We start from the raw sequence: 19150 nt of genomic DNA, 5'->3' as shown, positions 1-19150 counted from the left end.
CTGCGTGACACGGACGAACTGTGCCAGGCTTCTAGCGAGGCTAGTCGCATTCCAATGTTGGCTTTTCAGGAGGGAATTCCCATGACAGATCGCCCAATTATGACGACAAGTGCAGGCGCTCCGATACCGGACAATCAGAATTCCCTAAGCGCCGGCGAGCGTGGTCCGCTTTTAATGCAGGACTACCAGCTCATTGAAAAGTTGAGCCATCAAAACCGCGAACGTATTCCAGAACGTGCGGTCCATGCCAAGGGCTGGGGCGCTTATGGTACGCTGACAATCACTGGCGATATTTCAAAGTACACCAAAGCCAAGGCTTTGCAGCCGGGTGCCAAAACGCCGATGCTGGCGCGTTTTTCAACCGTCGCCGGTGAACAGGGTGCGGCTGATGCCGAGCGCGATGTGCGCGGATTTGCTCTCAAGTTCTATACCGAGGAAGGCAACTGGGATTTGGTCGGCAACAACACCCCTGTGTTCTTCGTGCGTGACCCAGTAAAGTTCCCGGATTTCATCCACACCCAGAAGCGCCATCCCAAGACGAACCTGCGTTCTGCGACGGCCATGTGGGATTTCTGGTCGCTCTCGCCGGAAAGTCTGCATCAGGTCACGATTTTGATGTCTGATCGTGGTTTACCGACCGATGTGCGCCATATCAACGGATATGGTTCTCATACCTATTCGTTCTGGAATGATGCCGGTGAGCGCTATTGGGTCAAGTTCCACTTCAAGACCATGCAGGGCCACAAACACTGGACCAATGCTGAAGCTGAGGGCGTGATTGGTCGCACGCGAGAATCCACGCAGGAGGATCTGTTTACTTCCATAGACAAGGGCGATTTCCCGAAATGGAAGGTTCAGGTGCAGATCATGCCGGAACTCGACGCTGACAATACGCCGTATAACCCGTTCGACCTTACCAAGGTCTGGCCGCATGCGGACTATCCGCCGATTGATATCGGTATCATGGAGCTGAACCGGAACCCGGAAAACTACTTCACCGAGATTGAGAACGCGGCTTTCTCGCCGTCGAATATCGTGCCGGGCATCAGCTATTCGCCTGACAAGATGCTGCAGGCGCGTATCTTCTCTTATGCGGATGCGCATCGTCATCGCCTTGGCACCCATTACGAAAGCATTCCCGTCAATCAACCAAAATGCCCTGTTCATCACTATCACCGCGATGGTCAGATGAATGTCTATGGTGGTATCAAGACCGGTAATCCAGATGCTTACTATGAGCCGAATTCGTTTAATGGCCCCGTCGAGCAGCCCTCTGCCAAAGAGCCCCCGCTGCGTATTTCAGGCGATGCTGCTCGTTATGATCATCGAGTAGGCAATGACGACTACTCGCAGCCGCGTGCCCTGTTCAATCTGTTTGATGACGGACAGAAGCAGCGCCTGTTTTCCAATATTGCTGCGGCGATGGGTGGAGTGCCAGGCTTCATCGTCGAGCGTCAACTCGGTCATTTCAAGCTGATCCACCCCGACTATGAAGCCGGTGTACGCAAAGCGTTGAAGGAGGCTCATGGTTATGAAGCCAACACAATTGCCACGGGTGAAGAGGCAACAGCGGCTGAATAGCCGGTCTTTATAAGATGGAAGAAAAGCCGGAGCGGTGAGCTCCGGCTTTTTGTTTTGATTTGCAGATTGCCTTTTCCCTGCAAGGAAGGTTATGCCCGAGCAGGCATTCGAGAAGGAGACACAATGCGGCTTGGCGGACGCCTGCAGGCGGCTATTGAGGTATTGCATCAGATTGAAGCGGGTACGCGTCCTGCTTCTGATGTGCTGAAGGATTGGGGCACTGCCCATCGTTTCGCTGGTGCGGGCGATCGTGCTGTGATCGGCAACATCGTCTATGATGCGTTGCGCCGCAAACTGTCCATCGGGTGGCGAATGGATGCCGATGACGCACGCGCTCTGGCTTTCGGTGCGCTATTAGCCGATGGCGGCATGGATATTGCGGCCATCGACGCTGTTCTTGATGGAGATAAATTTGCGCCCGAAACGTTGGAGCAGCCGCGTCGTGTAGCTTGGGAAAGCAGGGACATTGCCGCAGCTCCTGCTCATATTCAGGCGGATGTCCCGGAATGGTGCACATCGTCGCTGGAGGAACTTTTCGGCGAGCGCTGGGTGGAGGAAGGCAGGGCGTTGGCAACGCGACCACCAGTCGACCTTCGTGTGAACAGTCTGAAGGCAACGCCAGAAAAAACGCTCGCAGCGCTTGAAAAAGCTGGTGCAGCACCTGCGCCGTTCCTTGCGCAAGCGCTGCGTATCCCGCCGATTGAAGCGCTCGGACGCCACCCGAATGTGCAGGGTGAGCAGGCTTTTCTCGACGGCTGGTTCGAGGTTCAGGATTTGGGGTCACAGCTTGCGGCACTCTTTGCCGGTGCGATGCCAGGCCAACAGGTGCTGGACTATTGCGCTGGGGCTGGTGGCAAGACATTGGCTCTGGCTGCTGCAATGCAAAACAGCGGCCAAATCCACGCATATGATGCGGAGCGTGCCCGATTGTCGCCGATGCATGAGCGACTGAAGCGCGCGGGAGTGCGCAATACACAAGTCCATGGAAATCTCGATGCACTAGATCCGCTCGCGGGACAGATGGACCTCGTGCTGACTGATGCGCCTTGCACGGGTTCTGGTACCTGGCGCCGCCGCCCGGATGCGAAGTGGCGGCTGAACGATCAGCAGCTTGAGCGGCGCGTTCAGGATCAGAGGCAAGTGCTGGAATCCGCCAAGCATTACGTGAAGCCGGGTGGGCGGCTTGCCTATGTTACCTGTTCTCTATTTGCGGAAGAAAATACGCGGCAGGTCGCGCAGTTTCTTATAGGGAATGCTGATTTCACAGAAGTTGCGCCACAAACTTTGTGGGACACAATTGTTGTCGATGCCGGTGAGATGAAGCCGATATTCTCATCGCACGGCGCGGTATTTTCGCCTCTGTCCACTGGCACTGATGGTTTTTATGTGAGCATTCTGCAAAGATCAAAATAGAACGGGGAACGAAATGTCAGCCCACCGCATAGCGGAACCGGATTTCAAAGAGCGTGTCGAAGAGAGTTTTGGTCGGCAAGCGGCCATGAAGTTGATTGGTGCTGAACTGACACGGTGTGAACCGGGTATCGTTGAAGTCGAAATGCCGTTTCGTGAGGAGCTGACGCAACAGCATGGTATTTTGCATGCAGGTATGATTTCTGCTGCGCTCGATTCTGCCTGCGGCTATGCGGCACTTACACTGATGCCTTCCGATGCTGCGGTACTGACCATCGAATTCAAAGTGAATCTACTTGCTCCGGGCAAGGGAGAGCGGTTTCTCTTTCGCGGTGAGGTCACCAAACCCGGTCGTACAATCATGGTGAGTGATGGGCTGGCATTTGCGGTTACCGACACGGAAGTACGCTTGATTGCAACCATGACCGGAACGATGATGGTCGTGCAGGACAGAAAGGGCCTACAAGGATGATAAAAACTGTCGCCGGAAAGCGTCTGCTCTACGCTATGGCTGTAGATGCCGAATATGGGCGTCATCTGGCGAATCTCTTCACGCCCGTCATGATCGGGGTAGGACCGGTAGAGGCGGCTGCAAATCTTGCATATGCTCTTGCAGAGCTGATGCTGGCGGGAGAAAAGCCCGATCTGGTGATTTCGCTTGGCTCCGCAGGCTCAGCCAGCTTACCGCAGGCGGAAGTGTTTCAGATATCTTCCGTGTCTTATCGCGATATGGATGCTTCTCCGTTGGGGTTTGAAAAGGGTGCAACGCCGTTTCTTGATCTTCCCAAAGTGATCGCGCTACCTATCTCTGTGCCGGAAATTCGTGCAGCATCGCTCTCAACTGGTGCCAATATCGTTTCTGGAAAAGCCTATGCGACGATTGATGCTGATATGGTCGATATGGAAACCTATGCCTGTCTGCGCGCATGTCAGCTTGTAGGAGTTCCGCTTGTTGGGCTTCGTGGTGTCTCCGATGGCACAAGCGAGTTGCAGCATGTCGGCGACTGGACCCAATATTTACACATTATAGATGAAAAGCTGGCCCAGGCGGTAGAACGTTTGGAGTGCGCAATCGTGGACGGCCTCCTGTCGGCTCCTGACAATGCTATGTCAGGATAGGTCGATTTTTGACAAGGCACTTGTTGAGCATGACGTCTATAATCCATATAGCCATTGCATCCCGGTCACTTTTTAAATAGATGCTGCACATGAGCACCACAGCACATCCCGACACAATCTTAATCATCGACTTTGGCAGCCAGGTTACGCAGCTGATTGCGCGTCGCGTGCGCGAAGCCAACGTCTATTGTGAAATCGTGCCTTTCCAATCCGCAGAAGAGGCTTTCCAGCGGCTGAAGCCGAAAGGTGTTATCCTTTCAGGTAGCCCTCATTCGACGACTGATATTGGGTCACCGCGTGCACCGCAGGCGGTTTTCGAAGAAGGAATTCCTGTCCTTGGCATCTGCTACGGCGAACAGACGATGTGCGCCCAGTTAGGTGGTAAGGTCGAAAGTGGCCATGATCGCGAATTCGGTCGTGCTTTTCTGGATGTGCAGGAAGATAGCCCCCTATTTGAAGGAATCTGGGCTAAGGGTACCCGCCATCAGGTCTGGATGAGCCATGGCGACCGCGTTACATCGCTACCCGAAGGCTTCACTATTATTGGCACGTCACCAAACGCACCTTTTGCAGCCATTGCTGACGAAAAGCGCAAATATTACGGCGTTCAATTCCATCCCGAAGTCGTACACACACCAGATGGTGCGAAGCTTCTTCAGAACTTTGTTCATCGTATTGTCGGCGTAATGCCAGGCTGGACGATGGGCGCTTATCGCGAACAGGCGGTGGAAGCAATCCGTAAGCAGGTCGGAAGCGGCAAGGTTATCTGTGCACTTTCAGGCGGCGTGGATTCATCAGTTGCGGCGCTTCTGGCGCATGAAGCTGTTGGCGATCAGTTGACCTGTATTCTCGTTGACCACGGGTTGATGCGCAAAAATGAAGCGCAGCAGGTCGTAGAAATGTTCCGCGAACACTACAATCTGCCGCTCATTCTCGTTGATGCTGCTGATCGTTTCATCGGTGAGCTGGAAGGTGAAACCGATCCCGAAAAGAAGCGTAAGACGATTGGCCGCCTTTTTATCGAGGTGTTCGAGGAAGAAGCCAAGAAGCTCGGCGGTGCGGATTTCCTTGTGCAGGGCACCCTCTATCCAGACGTGATCGAAAGTGTCTCGTTTACCGGTGGTCCTTCGGTCACAATCAAATCGCACCATAACGTTGGTGGTTTGCCGGAGCGCATGAAGATGCAGCTTGTCGAACCATTGCGTGAACTGTTTAAGGACGAAGTACGCTTGCTCGGCAAGGAACTCGGCCTACCGGACAGCTTCATCGGTCGTCATCCGTTTCCCGGACCTGGCCTCGCTATCCGCTGCCCGGGTGGCATTACGCGCGAGAAACTAGAGATCCTGCGCGAAGCCGACGCGATCTATCTGGATGAAATCCGCAAAGCTGGCCTCTACGATGCAATCTGGCAGGCTTTTGCTGTTTTGTTGCCCGTTCAGACTGTTGGCGTGATGGGTGATGGCCGTACCTATGAATTCGTCTGTGCCCTTCGCGCTGTCACGTCGGTGGACGGTATGACGGCCGATTTCTATCATTATGACATGAACTTCTTGGGAAATGCGGCAACCCGCATCATAAACGAGGTCCGTGGCATCAATCGCGTCGTCTATGACGTGACTTCAAAGCCGCCCGGCACAATCGAGTGGGAATGATTCAGACCCATCCGAACGCCGCCTATTTCGCGCTGAAATGCGATCTAACTAACTGAAAATAAAAATAAATTCCTTCTATGCCTATCGACATCTATCGGTGGGCATAGATCGCGTTTGGCAGCCTCGCTGACGGGCCTCGCCCCCATTGATCAAACGGAAAAACGAAAGTACCGTCAGGAGCAATGAGGCTCGTGACGGTACTTTTTTTGATATAAGACGCTGAATTAAAAGCGTTTTCGACGCTGACGGCCTCCAAAAACCGCGTGACGGTACTTTTCCGCAAGGAGGCCCGAAATGTTGACCGATGCAGCACTCAAGTGCTTGAAACCAAAAGCCAAAATGTACAAGGTATCTGATCGTGACGGCATGTATGTGCGCGTTGCACCGTCGGGCGCCATCTCGTTCAGGCTCGACTATCGGCTGAACGGCAGGCGAGAGACCGTCTATCTCGGTAGGTATGCCCGTGACGGAATATCGCTCGCCAGAGCTCGCGAGCTATGCATCGACGCACGGCGCGCAATTGCCGAGGGGCGGTCTCCTGCCATTGAGAAGCAGCGGGAGAAGCGCCGGATCAAGGAAGCGAAGAGCTTCGGTCAGTTCGGCGAGAAGTGGCTGACGAACGCAACCATGGCCGACAGCACGCGCGCGATGCGGCGCTCCATCTTCGAACGCGAATTGATGCCCGTCTGGCGCAATCGTCTTCTGACGGAGATCACACCTGATGACCTGCGTGCCCACTGCGGCAAGATCGTCGAACGAGGTGCGCCTGCAACGGCTATCCATGTGCGGGATATCCTGAAGCAGATCTACAGCTATGCCATTCTGCACGGCGAGAAGGTCGTCAATCCGGCCGATGACGTCGGTCCGGCCTCAATCGCCACCTTTACGCCGAAAGACCGCGCATTGTCGCCCGCCGAGATCCGCATCATGCTCAAGCAACTCGAGCATGTCGCGACGCTGCCAACGATCCGCCTCGGTATGAAGCTCTTCCTCCTGACCATGGTCCGAAAGAGCGAGCTGCAGGACGCGGTGTGGGACGAGATCGATTTCGACAACGCTGTCTGGACGATACCAAAGGAACGCATGAAGCGGTCGAAGCCGCACAACGTCTACCTGTGCCGACAGACATTGGACATCATGATCGCGCTCAAAACCTGCTCCAGCAACTCCCGATATCTTCTGCCGTCCCGGTACGACGCTGATGCTCCCATGTCCCGCGCGACCTTTAACCGTATCACCTACGCTGTCGTCGCACAGGCCAAGAAGGAGGGGTTGCCGCTGGAGCCGTTCACCGTACACGATCTGCGGCGCACCGGGTCGACGCTGCTAAACGAATTGGGCTTTAACAGCGATTGGATCGAAAAGTGCTTGGCGCACGAGGATGGCCGCTCATCGCGCGGCGTCTATAACAAGGCTGAGTATGAAGTGCAGCGCCGGCATATGATGCAGCAGTGGGCGGATACTGTGGATGCCTGGATCGACGGTCGTAAGTACGCTCCCACGCTTTTGCCGCAAGCTATGCCCCTGATGGAGCTTGATCCTGCCCTTTGATGGGGCGGGTTTTACGCTTGGTGACATCGGGGTGTCGGGCGCGCCGGATCGGCGCAGCCCGCCGTGCCATCAGCCAAGCCTCGACCTCGGCCAAGTCCCAAACGATGCAACGCGGAGAGAGCGCAAACCGGCGGGGAAACTCGCCACGCTGCTCCATTTCATAAATGGTGCTGTCAGCCAGGGGGACCATCTCACGTAGCTGCTGGCGCCGAATCGTTCGACGAAAATTTGGGGTATTCATTCCATGTCCTCCGATCATCATGAGAACCATAGAAAGCGATAGAAGCTGAATGTGAAAAGTCCTTGCAGGCGCTTGTGCGGTAATATCGCGCTATGTCGTGCAAATCGGATTGGCCTTGGAAGACACGCCTCCCGTAACCGTCCACGCAGGCCTGCAGCCCGCCTGTCACGTTCCCAGCCATCTCCTCGATCGAATGATGCTCAATCAATTCCTTCCCGAAAGGTCGGGGGGCTTTGATTGTTCGGCCGAGACCGGTCGCGAAAGGCAGCCATCAATCAACGTCAGAATTATTCCAACAAAAAGGCCCGTACCCAACACCAATATGAGGGAAATATTGTCACCGCGATCGATTGAACGTATTGCTGCGGGGAGCACTGCAAAAATTGTCACGTTATTGAGCGTTTCAGCAAAAGCAAGTACCATACCTTTGCTATGCCCAGATCGCTCCGCCAATATCGTTGTACTGCTTGGCGCGCCGGCGCCGAGTGCAAATCCCCATAGGACTAGGCAAGTTACGGCCCCGATGAAAGGGAGAGGGACTGTGGTGAAGGCTGCGATCGACAGCGCAAGTAATGCAGTTATCGCGATGAGTGATATTTCTTCTCGGCCGCATAAGCGGCGTATCCAGCCCGCAGACAGATTTCCGATGCCTAAACCGAAACCAAACGCAGTAACCGTGACGCCAATTTCTGCTGTGTTCAAGTTGTAGCGTTGCTTGAGCATCTCCCCCGAGAGTAGGAAAGCGGCCACGCCTGTTCCATTCCAGGCACCCTTGGCTATCAGCGGTCGCATTACATTCCATTTCTTCATCCAATGAAAATGCACTGTAGTTCTGGCGAATGAGGGTGAATAATTACCGGGGGTCGTTCTGGAACCGATAATGAACGCCAAAACGCATCCGCTTGCGCTCGTGAGAAAGGGCAGTCGCCAACCAGCCCACTCGGTGAGCACGCCTGCGAGGGCTGGACCCAGCGCAATGCCGAACGTCATTCCAAGCATGACAAGGCCCATCGCACCAGCCTGCCTTTCCCTGGGGACGATTTCGGAAACCAGGGCGAACGCCGTTGGAATGATTACAGCAGACGCTAGCCCACCGAAGACTCTAAGAACCATTGCAATTTCGATAGTCGGCGAAAATGCAATTCCTATTCCATCGATAGCAAAGGCCAGAAGAGCAAAGAGTAGGAAACGAACACGGTCGATACGGTCTGAAAGATATCCCAGAATAGGAGCCGCCAAAGCGTAAGTGAAGGCGTAGCCGGAGATTAGCCACGAGGCACGAGCCGGAGACGTGCGGAATGCCTCAGCTAGCGGTCCAAGCATCGCCGAAAGCATGAACTCGCTTGCGCCTACGAAAAAAACCGCCAAGGCTAGGATAGCGAGAAAGGGTCTATGCTGGTTGGAGCTTTCCGACGTCTTTTCTGATGTATTTACCATTGATCTTCTGCTCTCTTTGAAGCTGTTTCAGACAAAAATACGTCTTCGCGATCGCGATCGCGTTTGGGCGGGATGAATGGACGGGAGGAGAGGCCGAGAGAGGGATCTCGCGACAAGGCCAGATGGATCAATATCCTATCTGGATCGGCTCAGAAATGTTTGTGAGTATATCGACGAAAAGCAGCTCAAAATTAGCTGCCCACGCTGGTATGCGCTCCGATACAAGTCTTCGTATAAGTCGACCTTAGTGCTGCTGTCAACGTGCTGAGGTCGGAACAGTGATCGGGACCGGGCCTTCTCTTGGGGTTGCTTGCCGCCAAAATGGGCGACTTTAGCCGTTGGTGTTGGGATAGAGCACATAAAGGTGCCCGATAGCGCGGCCGATGATTACGGTCGAATGCTTGCGCCTCAACAAACCGAAGCCAGTTCGTCGCTCGCCGCACCCTAGGTCCAATTCGAGCTACTAACGTCGACTTCATATGTGACGTCGATTATCTATAATGCATGACCAAAGAGACCGATGAAACCATTTCCGACCGGATTGCGCGCATTCTCGCGGATCGGATCATATCGGGCGCGATACGGCCCGGCGCACGGTTGCGGCAGGATCATGTCGCGGCGGAGTTCGGCACCAGCCACGTGCCGGTGCGCGAGGCATTTCGCGCATTGCAAAAGCAGGGGCTGGCGGAGAGCGAGCCCTGGCGGGGGTTTCGTGTCACCGAGTTCGATATCGCCGAATTGCGCGAGGTCGCCGAGATGCGGGCGAGCCTCGAATCGCTCGCCTTGCGCCACGCCGCGCCAAACCTGACACGAGCGATTCTCGATGAGGCGGAAGAGGTTACCCGGCATGGCGATCGCGCAGGCAATGTCCGGGACTGGGAGGCCGCGAACCGCAGATTTCATCATCTGATCCTGGCGCCGTGCCACATGCCGCGCCTGCTGCACACGATCGACGACCTGCAGGCGGCGAGCGCACGCTTCCTGTTCGCCGCATGGCGCAGCGACTGGGAGGCGCGCACAGATCACGACCACCGTGCCATCCTCGATGCCCTGCGGAAGGGCCAGACCGAATTTGCCTGTTCGACCCTGGCACGCCATGTCGGCTGGATCGGCAAGCGCAAGCCGACATCAAAAAATGCCGATATCAGAGAGACTTATGAGATTCCTGGATGATTATCTATAATCTGTATTGAACGCGTGAAGATGTCTCCGGAATTATAGATAGTGTCGAAACCTATCTTCGGAGAACAGCCTCATGGCCTTGCTCATCCCCTCCCTGACCCGCCCGGCATCGCTCTGGCGCGGTGCAGCCCTCACGCTTTGTGGCGCGGTGCTGATCACGATCGGCGCCAAGGTGCAGATACCGTTCTGGCCAGTACCGATGACACTGCACACGCTCGCGGTGTTCTTTCTGGCCGCGGCGCTCGGTCCCCGTCTCGGCTTTGCAGCCATGGCCGCCTATCTCGCCGCCGGGGCGATGGGCCTGCCGGTATTTTCCGGCTCGCCGGAGCGCGGGATCGGACTTGCCTACATGGCGGGGCCGACCGGCGGCTATCTCATCGGCTACCTGCTCTCGACCCTCGTGATCGGCAGGCTGGCCGGAGGAAATAGCCCGATGTGGCTGGCGCTGGCGATGCTCGCCGGTCTCGCCGTGGTCTATGCCTTCGGCCTGGCATGGCTCGCATTGTTCGTGCCGGCCTCCGGCCTGATCGCCGCTGGTCTAGCCCCGTTCATCCTCGGCGATCTGATCAAGATCGCGCTGGCGGTCTCCCTGATCACCGGCCTCGGCCGCCTCAAGGGTCGCGCGGCATGACCGGCGCCAAGATCAGAACCGACTGGACCATGGACGAGGCGCGGGCGATCCATGCCCTTCCGTTTCCCGACCTGATCCACCGGGCACAGACCCTGCATTGCGCCCATTTCGATCCGACCGCGATCGAGACGGCGAGCCTCCTCAGCATCAAGACCGGCGGCTGCCCCGAGGATTGCGGCTATTGCTCGCAATCGGCCCACCACCGGACCGGCGTCAAGGCGACGAAGTTGATGGCGACCGACGATGTGCTGGCAGCCGCCCGGCGCGCGAGGGATGCGGGCGCGCAGCGCTTCTGCATGGGGGCTGCCTGGCGCAGCCCCAAGGACCGCGACATGGACAAGCTCTGCGCCATGGTGCAGGGAGTCTCGGAACTCGGGCTCGAAACCTGCATGACGCTCGGCATGCTGAAACCGGATCAGGTGGCGCGGCTGAAGGCGGCCGGGCTCGATTTCTACAACCACAATATCGATACCTCGCCGGACTATTACCGCGAGATCGCCACCACGCGGACGATGGCGGATCGGCTGGAGACGGTCGAGCATGTTCGCAAGGGTGGCATCAGGGTCTGTTGCGGCGGGATCGTCGGCATGGGCGAAACGGAAGAGGATCGCATCGCCATGCTGGTGACGCTCGCGACCCTGCCAGCCCATCCCGACAGCGTGCCGGTCAACCTGTGGAACCCGGTCGAGGGCGTGCCGGTGCAGGAAACCGCAAGCCCGGTCGATCCGTTCGCGCTCGTCCGTCTCGTGGCGCTCGCCCGCATCCTGACGCCGGCCTCCGTGGTGCGGCTTTCCGCCGGACGCACGGGGATGAGCGACGAGTTGCAGGCGCTCTGCTTCCTTGCCGGCGCGAATTCCATTTTCGTTGGCGATCAGTTGCTGACGACCGGCAACCCCGCGGCCTGGAAGGACCACGACCTGTTGCAACGGCTCGGGATGCATGTGGCGCCCGCCAGGCCGCAAGGCTCCGCCATGGCGGCCGAGTAGCTCAATCGGGCAGGCTTCGGGCGAGGATATCCACCGCCCGGGCAATCTGCCCCTCGTCGAGCGCCGCATAGCCGAGACGAAGGGCTTGCGGCGCTACGCGATCAAGGGCGAAACGCGTTCCGGGCAGCAGCGCAAGCCCGGCCGCGCCGGCCCGCTCCGCCCAGGTGTCGGCGGAGACATTCTCGCAGTGCAGCCACAGCGCCAGCCCGCCCGCTGGCCGATCGAAGAAGATCCGCCCGCCCAGATGCGCCGACAGCGCCGACGCCAGGACATCGCGCCGGGCCCGATAGATGCGACGGGCCTTCCGCGCATGGCGGCCGAGATCGCCGTCGCGGATCAGGTCTGCCAGCGCGGCCTCGAGCGGCGCGTCGCCCTGCCGGTCGATGGCCGCACGGGCGGCCGCCATGCGGGTCAGCAGCGGCTCCGGGGCCATGGCATAGCCGAGGCGAATACCGGGCGAGAGCAGTTTGGAGAGCGAGCCCACATAGATCAGCGGCAGGCCTGCCGGGGCTCGGGCCGCAAGCGGCAGGACCGGGCGCCCCTCGAAGCGGTACTCGTGATCGTAGTCATCCTCGATCAGCGTGATGCCGTGACGCTCGACGGTGTCCAGAAGCTGCAGCCGCCGCGCCGCGCCCATGGTGACCGTGGTCGGATACTGATGATGGGGCGTGACATAGATCGCCGCGATGCGCGGATCGCGTTCAATCGCCGCCTCAAGCGCCGCGACCGACAGCCCGCCCGCATCGACGGGAACGCCCCGGACGGCGGCGCCCGCGGCCCGGAAGGCCTCCCAGGCCAGCGGGTAGCCGGGTTCCTCCACGGCAATCGCCTGACCGGGCTTCACCGCCGCCTTGGCTGCCAGGAACAGCGCCATCTGGCTGCCGCGCGTGATCAGCAGCCGCGCCGGATCGGCGACCACGCCCCGGTCCGTGGCGAGATAGGACGACAGCGCGTGACGCAGGACCGGCGTGCCCCGGGCATCGCCATAATCCGCGCCGCTGCGGAAGGCCGGCGACAGCAATGCACGGCGGAAGGCGCGCGCCAGCGCCTTGTCCGGCACCAGCCTCGGATCGGGAGCACCATCGCTGAAGGCGAGACGCGGGCGGACGGTTGCGGGCTCAGGGGGCACGGTCACGGAAACCGGCTCCGCCATGCTGTCGGGCAGATCCTCGGCGACGAATGTGCCACGCGCCGGTTCGGCATGGAGCCAGCCCTGCGTCATGAGCTCCTGGTAGGCGGCGTCGACCGTGTTGCGGTGAACGCCGAGCTCGCGCGCCAGCGCCCGCGTCCCCGGCAGGCGAACGCCGGGCTTCAGGCGGCCACGCATGATATCGCGGGTGATCGCGTCGGCAATCGCCAGAAACAGCGGGCCGGAAGGCTCCTTCTCGATATCCAGCGCTAGCGGTTCCGATGCCATGACAACCGGCCTACCCAAATTTACGAAACTGGCTCTTTCACACAGGCCGGATATTCGCGAGACACGTGGAAAAACGCAAGAGGTCCCCATGACGAAATCCGCCCTGATCCTGCGCCATCTCGCTTTCGAGGACCTTGGCAACTTCGGCCCGGTGCTTGAGGAAGAAGGCTACCGGCTCAACCAAGCCGAAGCTGGCATCGATGCCTTGCCGGATCCGCTCGGTCCCGATCTCGTGGTGGTGCTCGGCGGCCCGATCGGGGTGAATGACACGCAAGCCTATCCCTGCATGAAGACAGAGCGCGACTGGCTGGCCCCGCGCCTGGCCGCCCGCCGCCCGACACTCGGCATCTGCCTTGGCGCGCAGCTCATGGCCGCGGCGTTCGGCGCGAAGGTCGCCCCGATGCCGCGCAAGGAAATCGGCTTTTCCGCCCTGACGCTGACGGAGGCAGGCATCAACAGCCCGCTTCGTCACCTGCGGGATGTGCCCGTTCTCCACTGGCACGGCGAAGCCTTCGATATCCCGGATGGAGCGGATACTCTCGCAGGAACGGCGGCCTCGGCAACGCAGGCCTTTGCCATGGGCCCAACCGTTCTGGGGCTGCAATTCCACCCCGAAGCAGGCGAACTGCCCGCCTTTGAGCGCTGGCTCATTGGCCACAGCGTGGAACTGGCTGAGGCCGGCATCGAACCGGCCAGCCTGCGCCGCGACGCCATCGCGCATGGTCCGGCACTGAGGCATGCCGGCCAATCCATGCTCCGGGCATGGCTGAAGGACTTGCCGGCATGACCGTGATCACCCTTCTGACCGGGCGCGCCAGACCGCTGCCGGGCAGCGACGCGCAAAGCGGCATCATGAAGACGATGGTAGACAGACCGCTTCGGCTCGGCCCGGAAGGGTTCGAAGGCGACGAGCAGGCGGACCGGCGGGTGCATGGCGGCGTCGAAAAGGCCGTGCATCATTACCCGCTGGATCATTATCCGCTCTGGCGTGAAGAACTCGGCGATCTGCCCGCGCTTGCCGTTCCCGGCGGATTTGGCGAGAACATCTCGGCATTGGGCCCGACCGAAAACACCGTCGCAGTGGGGGATGTTTTCCGGCTGGGCACTGCACTCCTGCAGGTCTCGCAGGGGCGGCAGCCCTGCTGGAAACTCAATCATCGCTTCGAGGTGCGCGACATGGCCCGCCGCGTGCAGCAGACCGGCCGCACAGGCTGGTATTATCGCGTGCTGGAAGACGGACTCGTGAAGACGGGGGACCGGCTCGAGCGTGTCGACCGCGTCGCGCCGGACTGGACGCTCCACCGACTCTGGCATGCGCTTTATGTCGACCGGCTGAACCTCGAGGAACTCGCCGGCATGGCGGAGCTTGACGTGCTCGCCGAAGGCTGGCGGAAATATGCGGTCCGGCGGCTGGAAAGCCGCCGGGTGGAAGACTGGCGCAACAGACTGGACGGTACGGCATGACCCCTCCTCCCTTCGTGATATCGATCCAGAGCCAGGTCGTGTTCGGCCATGTCGGCAATTCCGCGGCCGTGTTTCCGATGCTCGCGGCTGGGCTGGAGGTGGCGGCGATCCCGACGGTCATCTTCTCCAACACGCCCGACTATCCGCCGTTGCGGGGCCGGGCTCTGCCGCCGGAATTCTTCTCGGATCTGTTGCAGGGCGCACGCGAGCGCGGCCTGCCGCAACGCGCGGATTTCATCCTGACAGGCTATATCGGCTCGCTCGATGTGGCGCTGATGGTCGCGGATTTCGTGGCCGAGGCCAAGGCCGTCAATCCGCGCCTCACTTACGTCTGCGACCCCGTGATGGGCGATACCGGCCCCGGCCTCTATGTGCCGGAGGCGATCGCCGACGTCATGCGCGACCGTCTGCTGCCGATGGCCGATATCGCGACGCCGAACCCGTTTGAACTGAGCTGGCTGACCGGGCAGCCGGTCGCGTCCATGGCGGACCTCAAAGCCGCGCGAGCCTTTCTCCGCATCGCGTCCGAAGCCCATCTGATCGCCACGGGCTGCGCGCTCGACGATACGGCCGCCGGCCACATTGAAAGCGTGATACTCGGAGCCGCCGGCGCAAGCCGTCATCCTGTGGAGCACCTGCCGGTTGCGCTGCCGGGAACGGGCGATCTGTGCGCCGGGCTGATCGTCGCGGGGCTCGCGCGCGGATTGCCCCTGACGCAAAGCGTCGAGTCAGCCCAGCGCCTCACATCGCGCGCGCTGGACCACGCCCGTGCCCTCGGCGCCGGCGAAGTGGTGTTGAGCGAACCAGAGTTCCGCCGTGAACTTCTGACGCTTGCGGTACCGTAAAAAGGAACTTTTCCATTCGCATCACGGGCATGCCGAAGTCCGGCCGGTGCGCGTCAGAAGCCAGTGCCTGGACAGCTCCAGTATGTCCGCCAGCTGGCTTGTCCCCGTTCCGTCGACCATGCCATGGTCGAGCCCCGCCTCTTCCCAATAGGTGAGGTTGCACTTGCCGCTCTGCTCAAGGAGCGCGACGGCCAGGCGCGAGGAGGCGACCGGCACGGACCGGTCGGCGCCCCCTTGAATGAGAAGCATGGGGGCATCGCTTTCCATCATGAAGTCTGCGGCGCGGCGATCGATACTGTCGGCCCAATAGACAAAGCTCGATCCGCCCCAGATCTCTGCGCTTTTAGGGTTTTCGCGGATATTCTGAAACGCCAGATCGATATCAGGCAGTTGCTCCGCCGGTACGCCCGAGCGTTTCATGTCGTCGAGCATGACCTCCCGGACATCTTCTCCAAAGGTGCGCCCGCCACCGAGCGACATCAGGATCGCAGCATCGACAGGATGGGCGGCGATAAAGCGTGCCGCCACCTCTGCCCCTTCAGAACCGCCAAATACGAACAGCCGGCCATCCCACCACGCAATGTCGTCGAGTTCTTCCACGACAAGCAGATAGTCTTCGGCGCGTTGGCTATTGGTGCTGTGGCGATAGAAGGCTTCAGAGCAGGCCTTCGGGTCGCCGGCGGGCGATACCCCATATTTCTCGAGGGTCACGGCGGCGAAACCATCGAAAACCGCGCGGGCCAGCGCGATTCCGGTGCTGGCGCTGACCGGCGCGCAACCCGATCCCTGCATGAAGATCATGATTGGAACTTCTGCGTCACCCGACGGACGCTCGATCGACCAGTCTAGAACGCTTCCATCCGACCTAGTAAGCTGACGATCCTGGGCCTCCGCCAATGCAGCGAAAACACAGAATGCGGCAACCAAGGGAGCCGTAAATCTCCAAGCGTGTTGAACCAATCTCATTGCGTGCCTTTCACATGGGGTCCGTTGAAGAAACGTCGCAATCGACGACTCGCGCCGCTCTATGTTCAGACACATGACAACGCCAGAAGTCGTCGAGAGGCTCATGCCTGTTCCGACCCTTTTACTAGTGAGAAATTAAGGAGATCATTTGAGAATTTCTCAGTTCAAACAGCAGTCATCGCTCACTACGTGCGGATACAGTCGTTGGAGGACGAAAGACATGTTTGATCGATACGACGTGCTGCTCGAAGAATTCGGCGTTCCGAATTGGTTGCGAAAATACCGGCTTGGATCATATCTTAAGGAAACCTTTCTGATCGGTCAGCCTGCCGAATACTATGGTTGCCCGCCCGCTCTAATTCCCATCACCTCGAATGGTAGCCTGCCGGAATATGAAGGGATCTGGATGCGCTGGTTCTGTGACGAGCCGGACGATATCCGACGCTATGTCTGCGCGGGGCCGGAGGACCAATTCCTGCTGGAGGAAGTCGCTCTTGACGATGAGCAATTTGCGAACTGGCTGTTGGTCCGTGCGCTCGTTTATACGGATGGTTGCGACGAGGCAGAAGAAATAGCGGCATTCAGCAAGGCTGCCGGGATTTCGGGTCGTCAATTTGCTGAAATAGACGCTCACACAATTGAATTCGGTGACGATCCGGAAAAGCTGGACAAACTCGCCGCGTATACTGGACGCGTGCCCATTGGCATCGGCGCACGACGGGCTGCGCCGTCGGCGATCAGCCTGTCCGGTTTATCTGACGACAATCCAAATGATGTCGCCTATTTCGAGCTCAGTGAGCACGGGCGATCGGGGCTGAGAAATGGGGCATCTCAACCACCGCCTTGGCTTGTCGCGAATGCGCCGCTGAACGAAGTTTTCGGAGAGTACCTTAAGAGCGGTCGTCTAAAGGAAGCCTGGTTGACCCTCAACAGTACGGGTTGGTCGATCGGAGAGGCTCGCAGCGCCGCTCTTGCCCTTGCCAGGGCGGCAGACGAGCCGTTGTTCACACTCCATATGCGGGCTTGGGTGGCTTTCACCCTAGATGAAGAAGAATTCATTCCGGACGATGAACTGAGTACCCGCGAATATGAAAACTACGATTATTGAGATGATCGGCTGGAAGATGCGTCCCGCAGAATGCGCCTTGCCTCCGAGGTACAAAACGGCAGGCCAGCTCGGATGAGCAAAGCGGAAGCAACGATTTTCATTTTCGCCATTGTCCTGCTTATCGGTGTCGGCTGGCTGACGTTGTTTCTCACCATCAAGAACCGCCTGTCGGTGGTGAGGCACAGCAGGATCGAGACCGCAGGAGAGGTCGCGAACATTCCGTTGGTTGCTGCATTTTCGGGCTGGCGGGGCGTACCCTGGATTTGCTGGTCATCGAGTGACCTGAAGCCAACGCTTATTTTGCACGCCGACCATATCGAGTGCCGTGTAATCCGGAGGCGTAGGAAACCCTATGACGTGGTTTCCCGTGTGGACTACCGACAAACTGTCGGGACGGCCAATATCGTATTGGAATTTTCGGATTCTCTGTCGAGCTTCGTCGGCAACACGGGCAACAGCGATATCGCACGCGACGCGATCAAACGGCTTGCAGAGCATGGGTGCCCCCTGTCGGCTCGGGCGAGCGACCTGCTTGATCGCTGAACTTTTGTCCGGTCTTGGGAAAGACGTTCCTCACGTGTAGTGATCCGCCATGAAATCCCGTGCAAGACTTTCTTGGTCCCCGATTCTGGCGGGAGCGATGAGGATGCCGACGCCATCCACCAAGGGCGCGACCCAGGCGAACATGCCGCGCGGCCTTCTCCGCAACCTTCGTTCGTCGCCTGCGAGGAGACCCACAAGAAAATCAGCTTCATCTGGGGCGGGTTTGGTGCCCCTGTCCATCACCAGCATGGGCTGGTGCCCGAAGTCCCATCGCCCGTAGGCAAAATACGCCTCTCTCATCGCAACTTCATGATCCGCCGAGACAAGCCAAAGCCGCTCTTTGAGCAGCATCTTGCGCATACGGCCTAATAAATCGGGTCGACTACCAGTCTCCAGCAATTGGTGGCCGGCCGAGCGGAATGGCTCGGCGTCCGAGGAAAGAAAACTCAGGCGACCGAATCGTAACAGGCACCGTGTGCAGGCGTCGAGTTCTTGATCTGTCGGGCTGCCGCAAAATGGATTGATGAGCTCCTCGTCGACGAATGTCTCCCATCGCCAACCAAGAGCGCCGGCCGCCTCCGGCCAATCCCGTCGGGAAGCGGCAAGGAGTGGATCCTCTTCCAAAAGGCGTAGCGCCGTAACCCTTACGGAGCCGTCGGATATCTCGTTCATGTCCTTTGCGTACTACGCACTGCTCGCCGGTCCAAGAAATGGCGAAATGAGAAATACTGCGGATCGGCTGAGATGACTTCAGTTTAGCGCTTCCCGAAGACGCTTATGATTTCGAGCAGGAAATTGGGAACCCGCACGATGAGAGCTTATCGTCTGCTGACCGGCGTCGATGACGCTGCCTTCTGCCACCGCATTACTGAGGCCCTCAACCTGGGCTGGAGCCTGCACGGGAGCCCGGTCCTGACCTACGACGGCGTGCGTCAGGCCGTGATTTGCGGGCAGGCGATCACGAAGGATGTTCCTGACCGCAGTTACGAGCCTTCGATGGATCTTTCCCGACAATAG

20 protein-coding genes are annotated in these 19150 nt (G+C 59.0%); 15 read left to right on the top strand and 5 right to left on the bottom strand.

Going from position 1 to position 19150, the window contains the following annotated elements; genetic code table 11:
• The first annotated feature begins 81 nt into the window (after positions 1-81).
• The 6 genes from katA (at position 82) to FJQ48_RS07460 (ending at position 7313) form a co-directional block, all read left to right on the top strand.
• Positions 82-1581, top strand: a complete 1500-nt coding sequence (katA, locus tag FJQ48_RS07485) for a catalase KatA (RefSeq protein ID WP_139974537.1) — start codon at positions 82-84, stop codon at positions 1579-1581.
• Between the two features lie 123 nt (positions 1582-1704).
• Positions 1705-2994, top strand: a complete 1290-nt coding sequence (locus FJQ48_RS07480) for an RsmB/NOP family class I SAM-dependent RNA methyltransferase (RefSeq protein WP_139974536.1) — start codon at positions 1705-1707, stop codon at positions 2992-2994.
• Between the two features lie 13 nt (positions 2995-3007).
• Positions 3008-3463 (top strand): PaaI family thioesterase, encoded by a 456-nt coding sequence (locus FJQ48_RS07475; RefSeq protein ID WP_139974535.1) that lies wholly within the window; start codon positions 3008-3010, stop codon positions 3461-3463.
• The gene (locus FJQ48_RS07470) at positions 3460-4110 is read left to right on the top strand and encodes a 5'-methylthioadenosine/S-adenosylhomocysteine nucleosidase (protein ID WP_139974534.1); all 651 of its coding nucleotides are present in this window, start codon (positions 3460-3462) and stop codon (positions 4108-4110) included. The genes FJQ48_RS07475 and FJQ48_RS07470 overlap by 4 nt, the downstream gene beginning before the upstream one ends.
• A gap of 89 nt (positions 4111-4199) precedes the next feature.
• Positions 4200-5762 (top strand): glutamine-hydrolyzing GMP synthase, encoded by a 1563-nt coding sequence (guaA, locus tag FJQ48_RS07465; protein ID WP_139974533.1) that lies wholly within the window; start codon positions 4200-4202, stop codon positions 5760-5762.
• Positions 5763-6056: 294 nt separating this feature from the next.
• Entirely contained in the window at positions 6057-7313 is a 1257-nt protein-coding gene (locus FJQ48_RS07460) for a tyrosine-type recombinase/integrase (RefSeq protein WP_139974532.1), read from the top strand.
• Here the strand turns inward: FJQ48_RS07460 and FJQ48_RS07455 are convergent.
• Complete coding sequence (locus FJQ48_RS07455) at positions 7279-7554, bottom strand: AlpA family phage regulatory protein (RefSeq protein ID WP_139974531.1); 276 nt, start codon at positions 7552-7554, stop codon at positions 7279-7281. The two genes, FJQ48_RS07460 and FJQ48_RS07455, sit on opposite strands and share 35 nt — an antisense overlap.
• Positions 7555-7758: 204 nt before the next feature.
• Positions 7759-8991: an MFS transporter gene (locus FJQ48_RS07450; RefSeq protein WP_139974530.1), complete on the bottom strand. Its 1233-nt coding sequence runs from the start codon at positions 8989-8991 to the stop codon at positions 7759-7761.
• A gap of 504 nt (positions 8992-9495) precedes the next feature.
• On the opposite strand from FJQ48_RS07450, the gene FJQ48_RS07445 reads away from it, so the two are divergent.
• From FJQ48_RS07445 to bioB, 3 genes are all read left to right on the top strand, one after another.
• On the top strand, positions 9496-10164 hold the full coding sequence (locus tag FJQ48_RS07445) for a GntR family transcriptional regulator (RefSeq protein WP_139974529.1): 669 nt from the start codon (positions 9496-9498) through the stop codon (positions 10162-10164).
• Positions 10165-10246: 82 nt separating this feature from the next.
• Complete coding sequence (locus FJQ48_RS07440; protein WP_139974528.1) at positions 10247-10804, top strand: biotin transporter BioY; 558 nt, start codon at positions 10247-10249, stop codon at positions 10802-10804.
• Positions 10801-11790, top strand: coding sequence for a biotin synthase BioB (gene bioB, locus FJQ48_RS07435; protein WP_139974527.1), 990 nt, complete (start codon positions 10801-10803; stop codon positions 11788-11790). The genes FJQ48_RS07440 and bioB overlap by 4 nt, the downstream gene beginning before the upstream one ends.
• Before the next feature lies 1 nt (position 11791).
• On the opposite strand, the gene FJQ48_RS07430 is transcribed toward bioB, so the two are convergent.
• Complete coding sequence (locus FJQ48_RS07430; protein ID WP_139974526.1) at positions 11792-13207, bottom strand: PLP-dependent aminotransferase family protein; 1416 nt, start codon at positions 13205-13207, stop codon at positions 11792-11794.
• Between FJQ48_RS07430 and FJQ48_RS07425 the strand changes: the two genes are divergently transcribed.
• The 3 genes from FJQ48_RS07425 to pdxY are packed head-to-tail and all read left to right on the top strand — an operon-like array spanning position 13206 to position 15516.
• On the top strand, positions 13206-13994 hold the full coding sequence (locus FJQ48_RS07425) for a glutamine amidotransferase (RefSeq protein ID WP_247870316.1): 789 nt from the start codon (positions 13206-13208) through the stop codon (positions 13992-13994). The two genes, FJQ48_RS07430 and FJQ48_RS07425, sit on opposite strands and share 2 nt — an antisense overlap.
• Entirely contained in the window at positions 13991-14671 is a 681-nt protein-coding gene (locus FJQ48_RS07420; protein ID WP_139974525.1) for an MOSC domain-containing protein, read from the top strand. Before FJQ48_RS07425 ends, FJQ48_RS07420 begins: the two co-directional genes overlap by 4 nt.
• Complete coding sequence (pdxY, locus tag FJQ48_RS07415; protein WP_139974524.1) at positions 14668-15516, top strand: pyridoxal kinase; 849 nt, start codon at positions 14668-14670, stop codon at positions 15514-15516. Before FJQ48_RS07420 ends, pdxY begins: the two co-directional genes overlap by 4 nt.
• Positions 15517-15537: 21 nt before the next feature.
• On the opposite strand, the gene FJQ48_RS07410 is transcribed toward pdxY, so the two are convergent.
• Entirely contained in the window at positions 15538-16482 is a 945-nt protein-coding gene (locus tag FJQ48_RS07410; protein WP_139974523.1) for a hypothetical protein, read from the bottom strand.
• Between the two features lie 148 nt (positions 16483-16630).
• On the opposite strand from FJQ48_RS07410, the gene FJQ48_RS22555 reads away from it, so the two are divergent.
• Together FJQ48_RS22555 and FJQ48_RS07400 are read left to right on the top strand one after the other, a co-directional pair.
• A complete protein-coding gene (locus FJQ48_RS22555; protein WP_210236249.1) occupies positions 16631-17590 on the top strand; it encodes a hypothetical protein in 960 nt (319 codons plus the stop codon).
• A 72-nt stretch (positions 17591-17662) separates the two neighbouring features.
• Positions 17663-18133 (top strand): hypothetical protein, encoded by a 471-nt coding sequence (locus FJQ48_RS07400; protein ID WP_210236248.1) that lies wholly within the window; start codon positions 17663-17665, stop codon positions 18131-18133.
• A gap of 30 nt (positions 18134-18163) precedes the next feature.
• On the opposite strand, the gene FJQ48_RS07395 is transcribed toward FJQ48_RS07400, so the two are convergent.
• Entirely contained in the window at positions 18164-18805 is a 642-nt protein-coding gene (locus tag FJQ48_RS07395; protein WP_139974522.1) for a hypothetical protein, read from the bottom strand.
• Between the two features lie 138 nt (positions 18806-18943).
• On the opposite strand from FJQ48_RS07395, the gene FJQ48_RS07390 reads away from it, so the two are divergent.
• Complete coding sequence (locus FJQ48_RS07390; protein ID WP_139974521.1) at positions 18944-19150, top strand: DUF1737 domain-containing protein; 207 nt, start codon at positions 18944-18946, stop codon at positions 19148-19150.

It is taken from the genome of Ochrobactrum sp. CGA5 (assembly GCF_006345815.1).
GTDB lineage: Bacteria > Pseudomonadota > Alphaproteobacteria > Rhizobiales > Rhizobiaceae > Brucella.
This window is presented reverse-complemented; position numbering and strand designations above follow the sequence as displayed.

What these genes read in the sequence shown, in the direction of transcription:
- FJQ48_RS07410 (WP_139974523.1), bottom strand. Translation starts at nt 16,482, where the DNA reads ATGAGATTGGTTCAACACGCTTGGAGATTTACGGCTCCCTTGGTTGCC.
- bioB (WP_139974527.1), top strand. Translation starts at nt 10,801, where the DNA reads ATGACCGGCGCCAAGATCAGAACCGACTGGACCATGGACGAGGCGCGG.
- FJQ48_RS07430 (WP_139974526.1), bottom strand. Translation starts at nt 13,207, where the DNA reads ATGGCATCGGAACCGCTAGCGCTGGATATCGAGAAGGAGCCTTCCGGC.
- FJQ48_RS07460 (WP_139974532.1), top strand. Translation starts at nt 6,057, where the DNA reads ATGTTGACCGATGCAGCACTCAAGTGCTTGAAACCAAAAGCCAAAATG.
- FJQ48_RS07475 (WP_139974535.1), top strand. Translation starts at nt 3,008, where the DNA reads ATGTCAGCCCACCGCATAGCGGAACCGGATTTCAAAGAGCGTGTCGAA.
- FJQ48_RS07395 (WP_139974522.1), bottom strand. Translation starts at nt 18,805, where the DNA reads ATGAACGAGATATCCGACGGCTCCGTAAGGGTTACGGCGCTACGCCTT.
- FJQ48_RS07445 (WP_139974529.1), top strand. Translation starts at nt 9,496, where the DNA reads ATGACCAAAGAGACCGATGAAACCATTTCCGACCGGATTGCGCGCATT.
- FJQ48_RS07450 (WP_139974530.1), bottom strand. Translation starts at nt 8,991, where the DNA reads ATGGTAAATACATCAGAAAAGACGTCGGAAAGCTCCAACCAGCATAGA.
- FJQ48_RS07440 (WP_139974528.1), top strand. Translation starts at nt 10,247, where the DNA reads ATGGCCTTGCTCATCCCCTCCCTGACCCGCCCGGCATCGCTCTGGCGC.
- FJQ48_RS07390 (WP_139974521.1), top strand. Translation starts at nt 18,944, where the DNA reads ATGAGAGCTTATCGTCTGCTGACCGGCGTCGATGACGCTGCCTTCTGC.
- FJQ48_RS07455 (WP_139974531.1), bottom strand. Translation starts at nt 7,554, where the DNA reads ATGAATACCCCAAATTTTCGTCGAACGATTCGGCGCCAGCAGCTACGT.
- FJQ48_RS07400 (WP_210236248.1), top strand. Translation starts at nt 17,663, where the DNA reads ATGAGCAAAGCGGAAGCAACGATTTTCATTTTCGCCATTGTCCTGCTT.
- FJQ48_RS07425 (WP_247870316.1), top strand. Translation starts at nt 13,206, where the DNA reads ATGACAACCGGCCTACCCAAATTTACGAAACTGGCTCTTTCACACAGG.
- FJQ48_RS07420 (WP_139974525.1), top strand. Translation starts at nt 13,991, where the DNA reads ATGACCGTGATCACCCTTCTGACCGGGCGCGCCAGACCGCTGCCGGGC.
- FJQ48_RS07480 (WP_139974536.1), top strand. Translation starts at nt 1,705, where the DNA reads ATGCGGCTTGGCGGACGCCTGCAGGCGGCTATTGAGGTATTGCATCAG.
- FJQ48_RS07470 (WP_139974534.1), top strand. Translation starts at nt 3,460, where the DNA reads ATGATAAAAACTGTCGCCGGAAAGCGTCTGCTCTACGCTATGGCTGTA.
- pdxY (WP_139974524.1), top strand. Translation starts at nt 14,668, where the DNA reads ATGACCCCTCCTCCCTTCGTGATATCGATCCAGAGCCAGGTCGTGTTC.
- guaA (WP_139974533.1), top strand. Translation starts at nt 4,200, where the DNA reads ATGAGCACCACAGCACATCCCGACACAATCTTAATCATCGACTTTGGC.
- katA (WP_139974537.1), top strand. Translation starts at nt 82, where the DNA reads ATGACAGATCGCCCAATTATGACGACAAGTGCAGGCGCTCCGATACCG.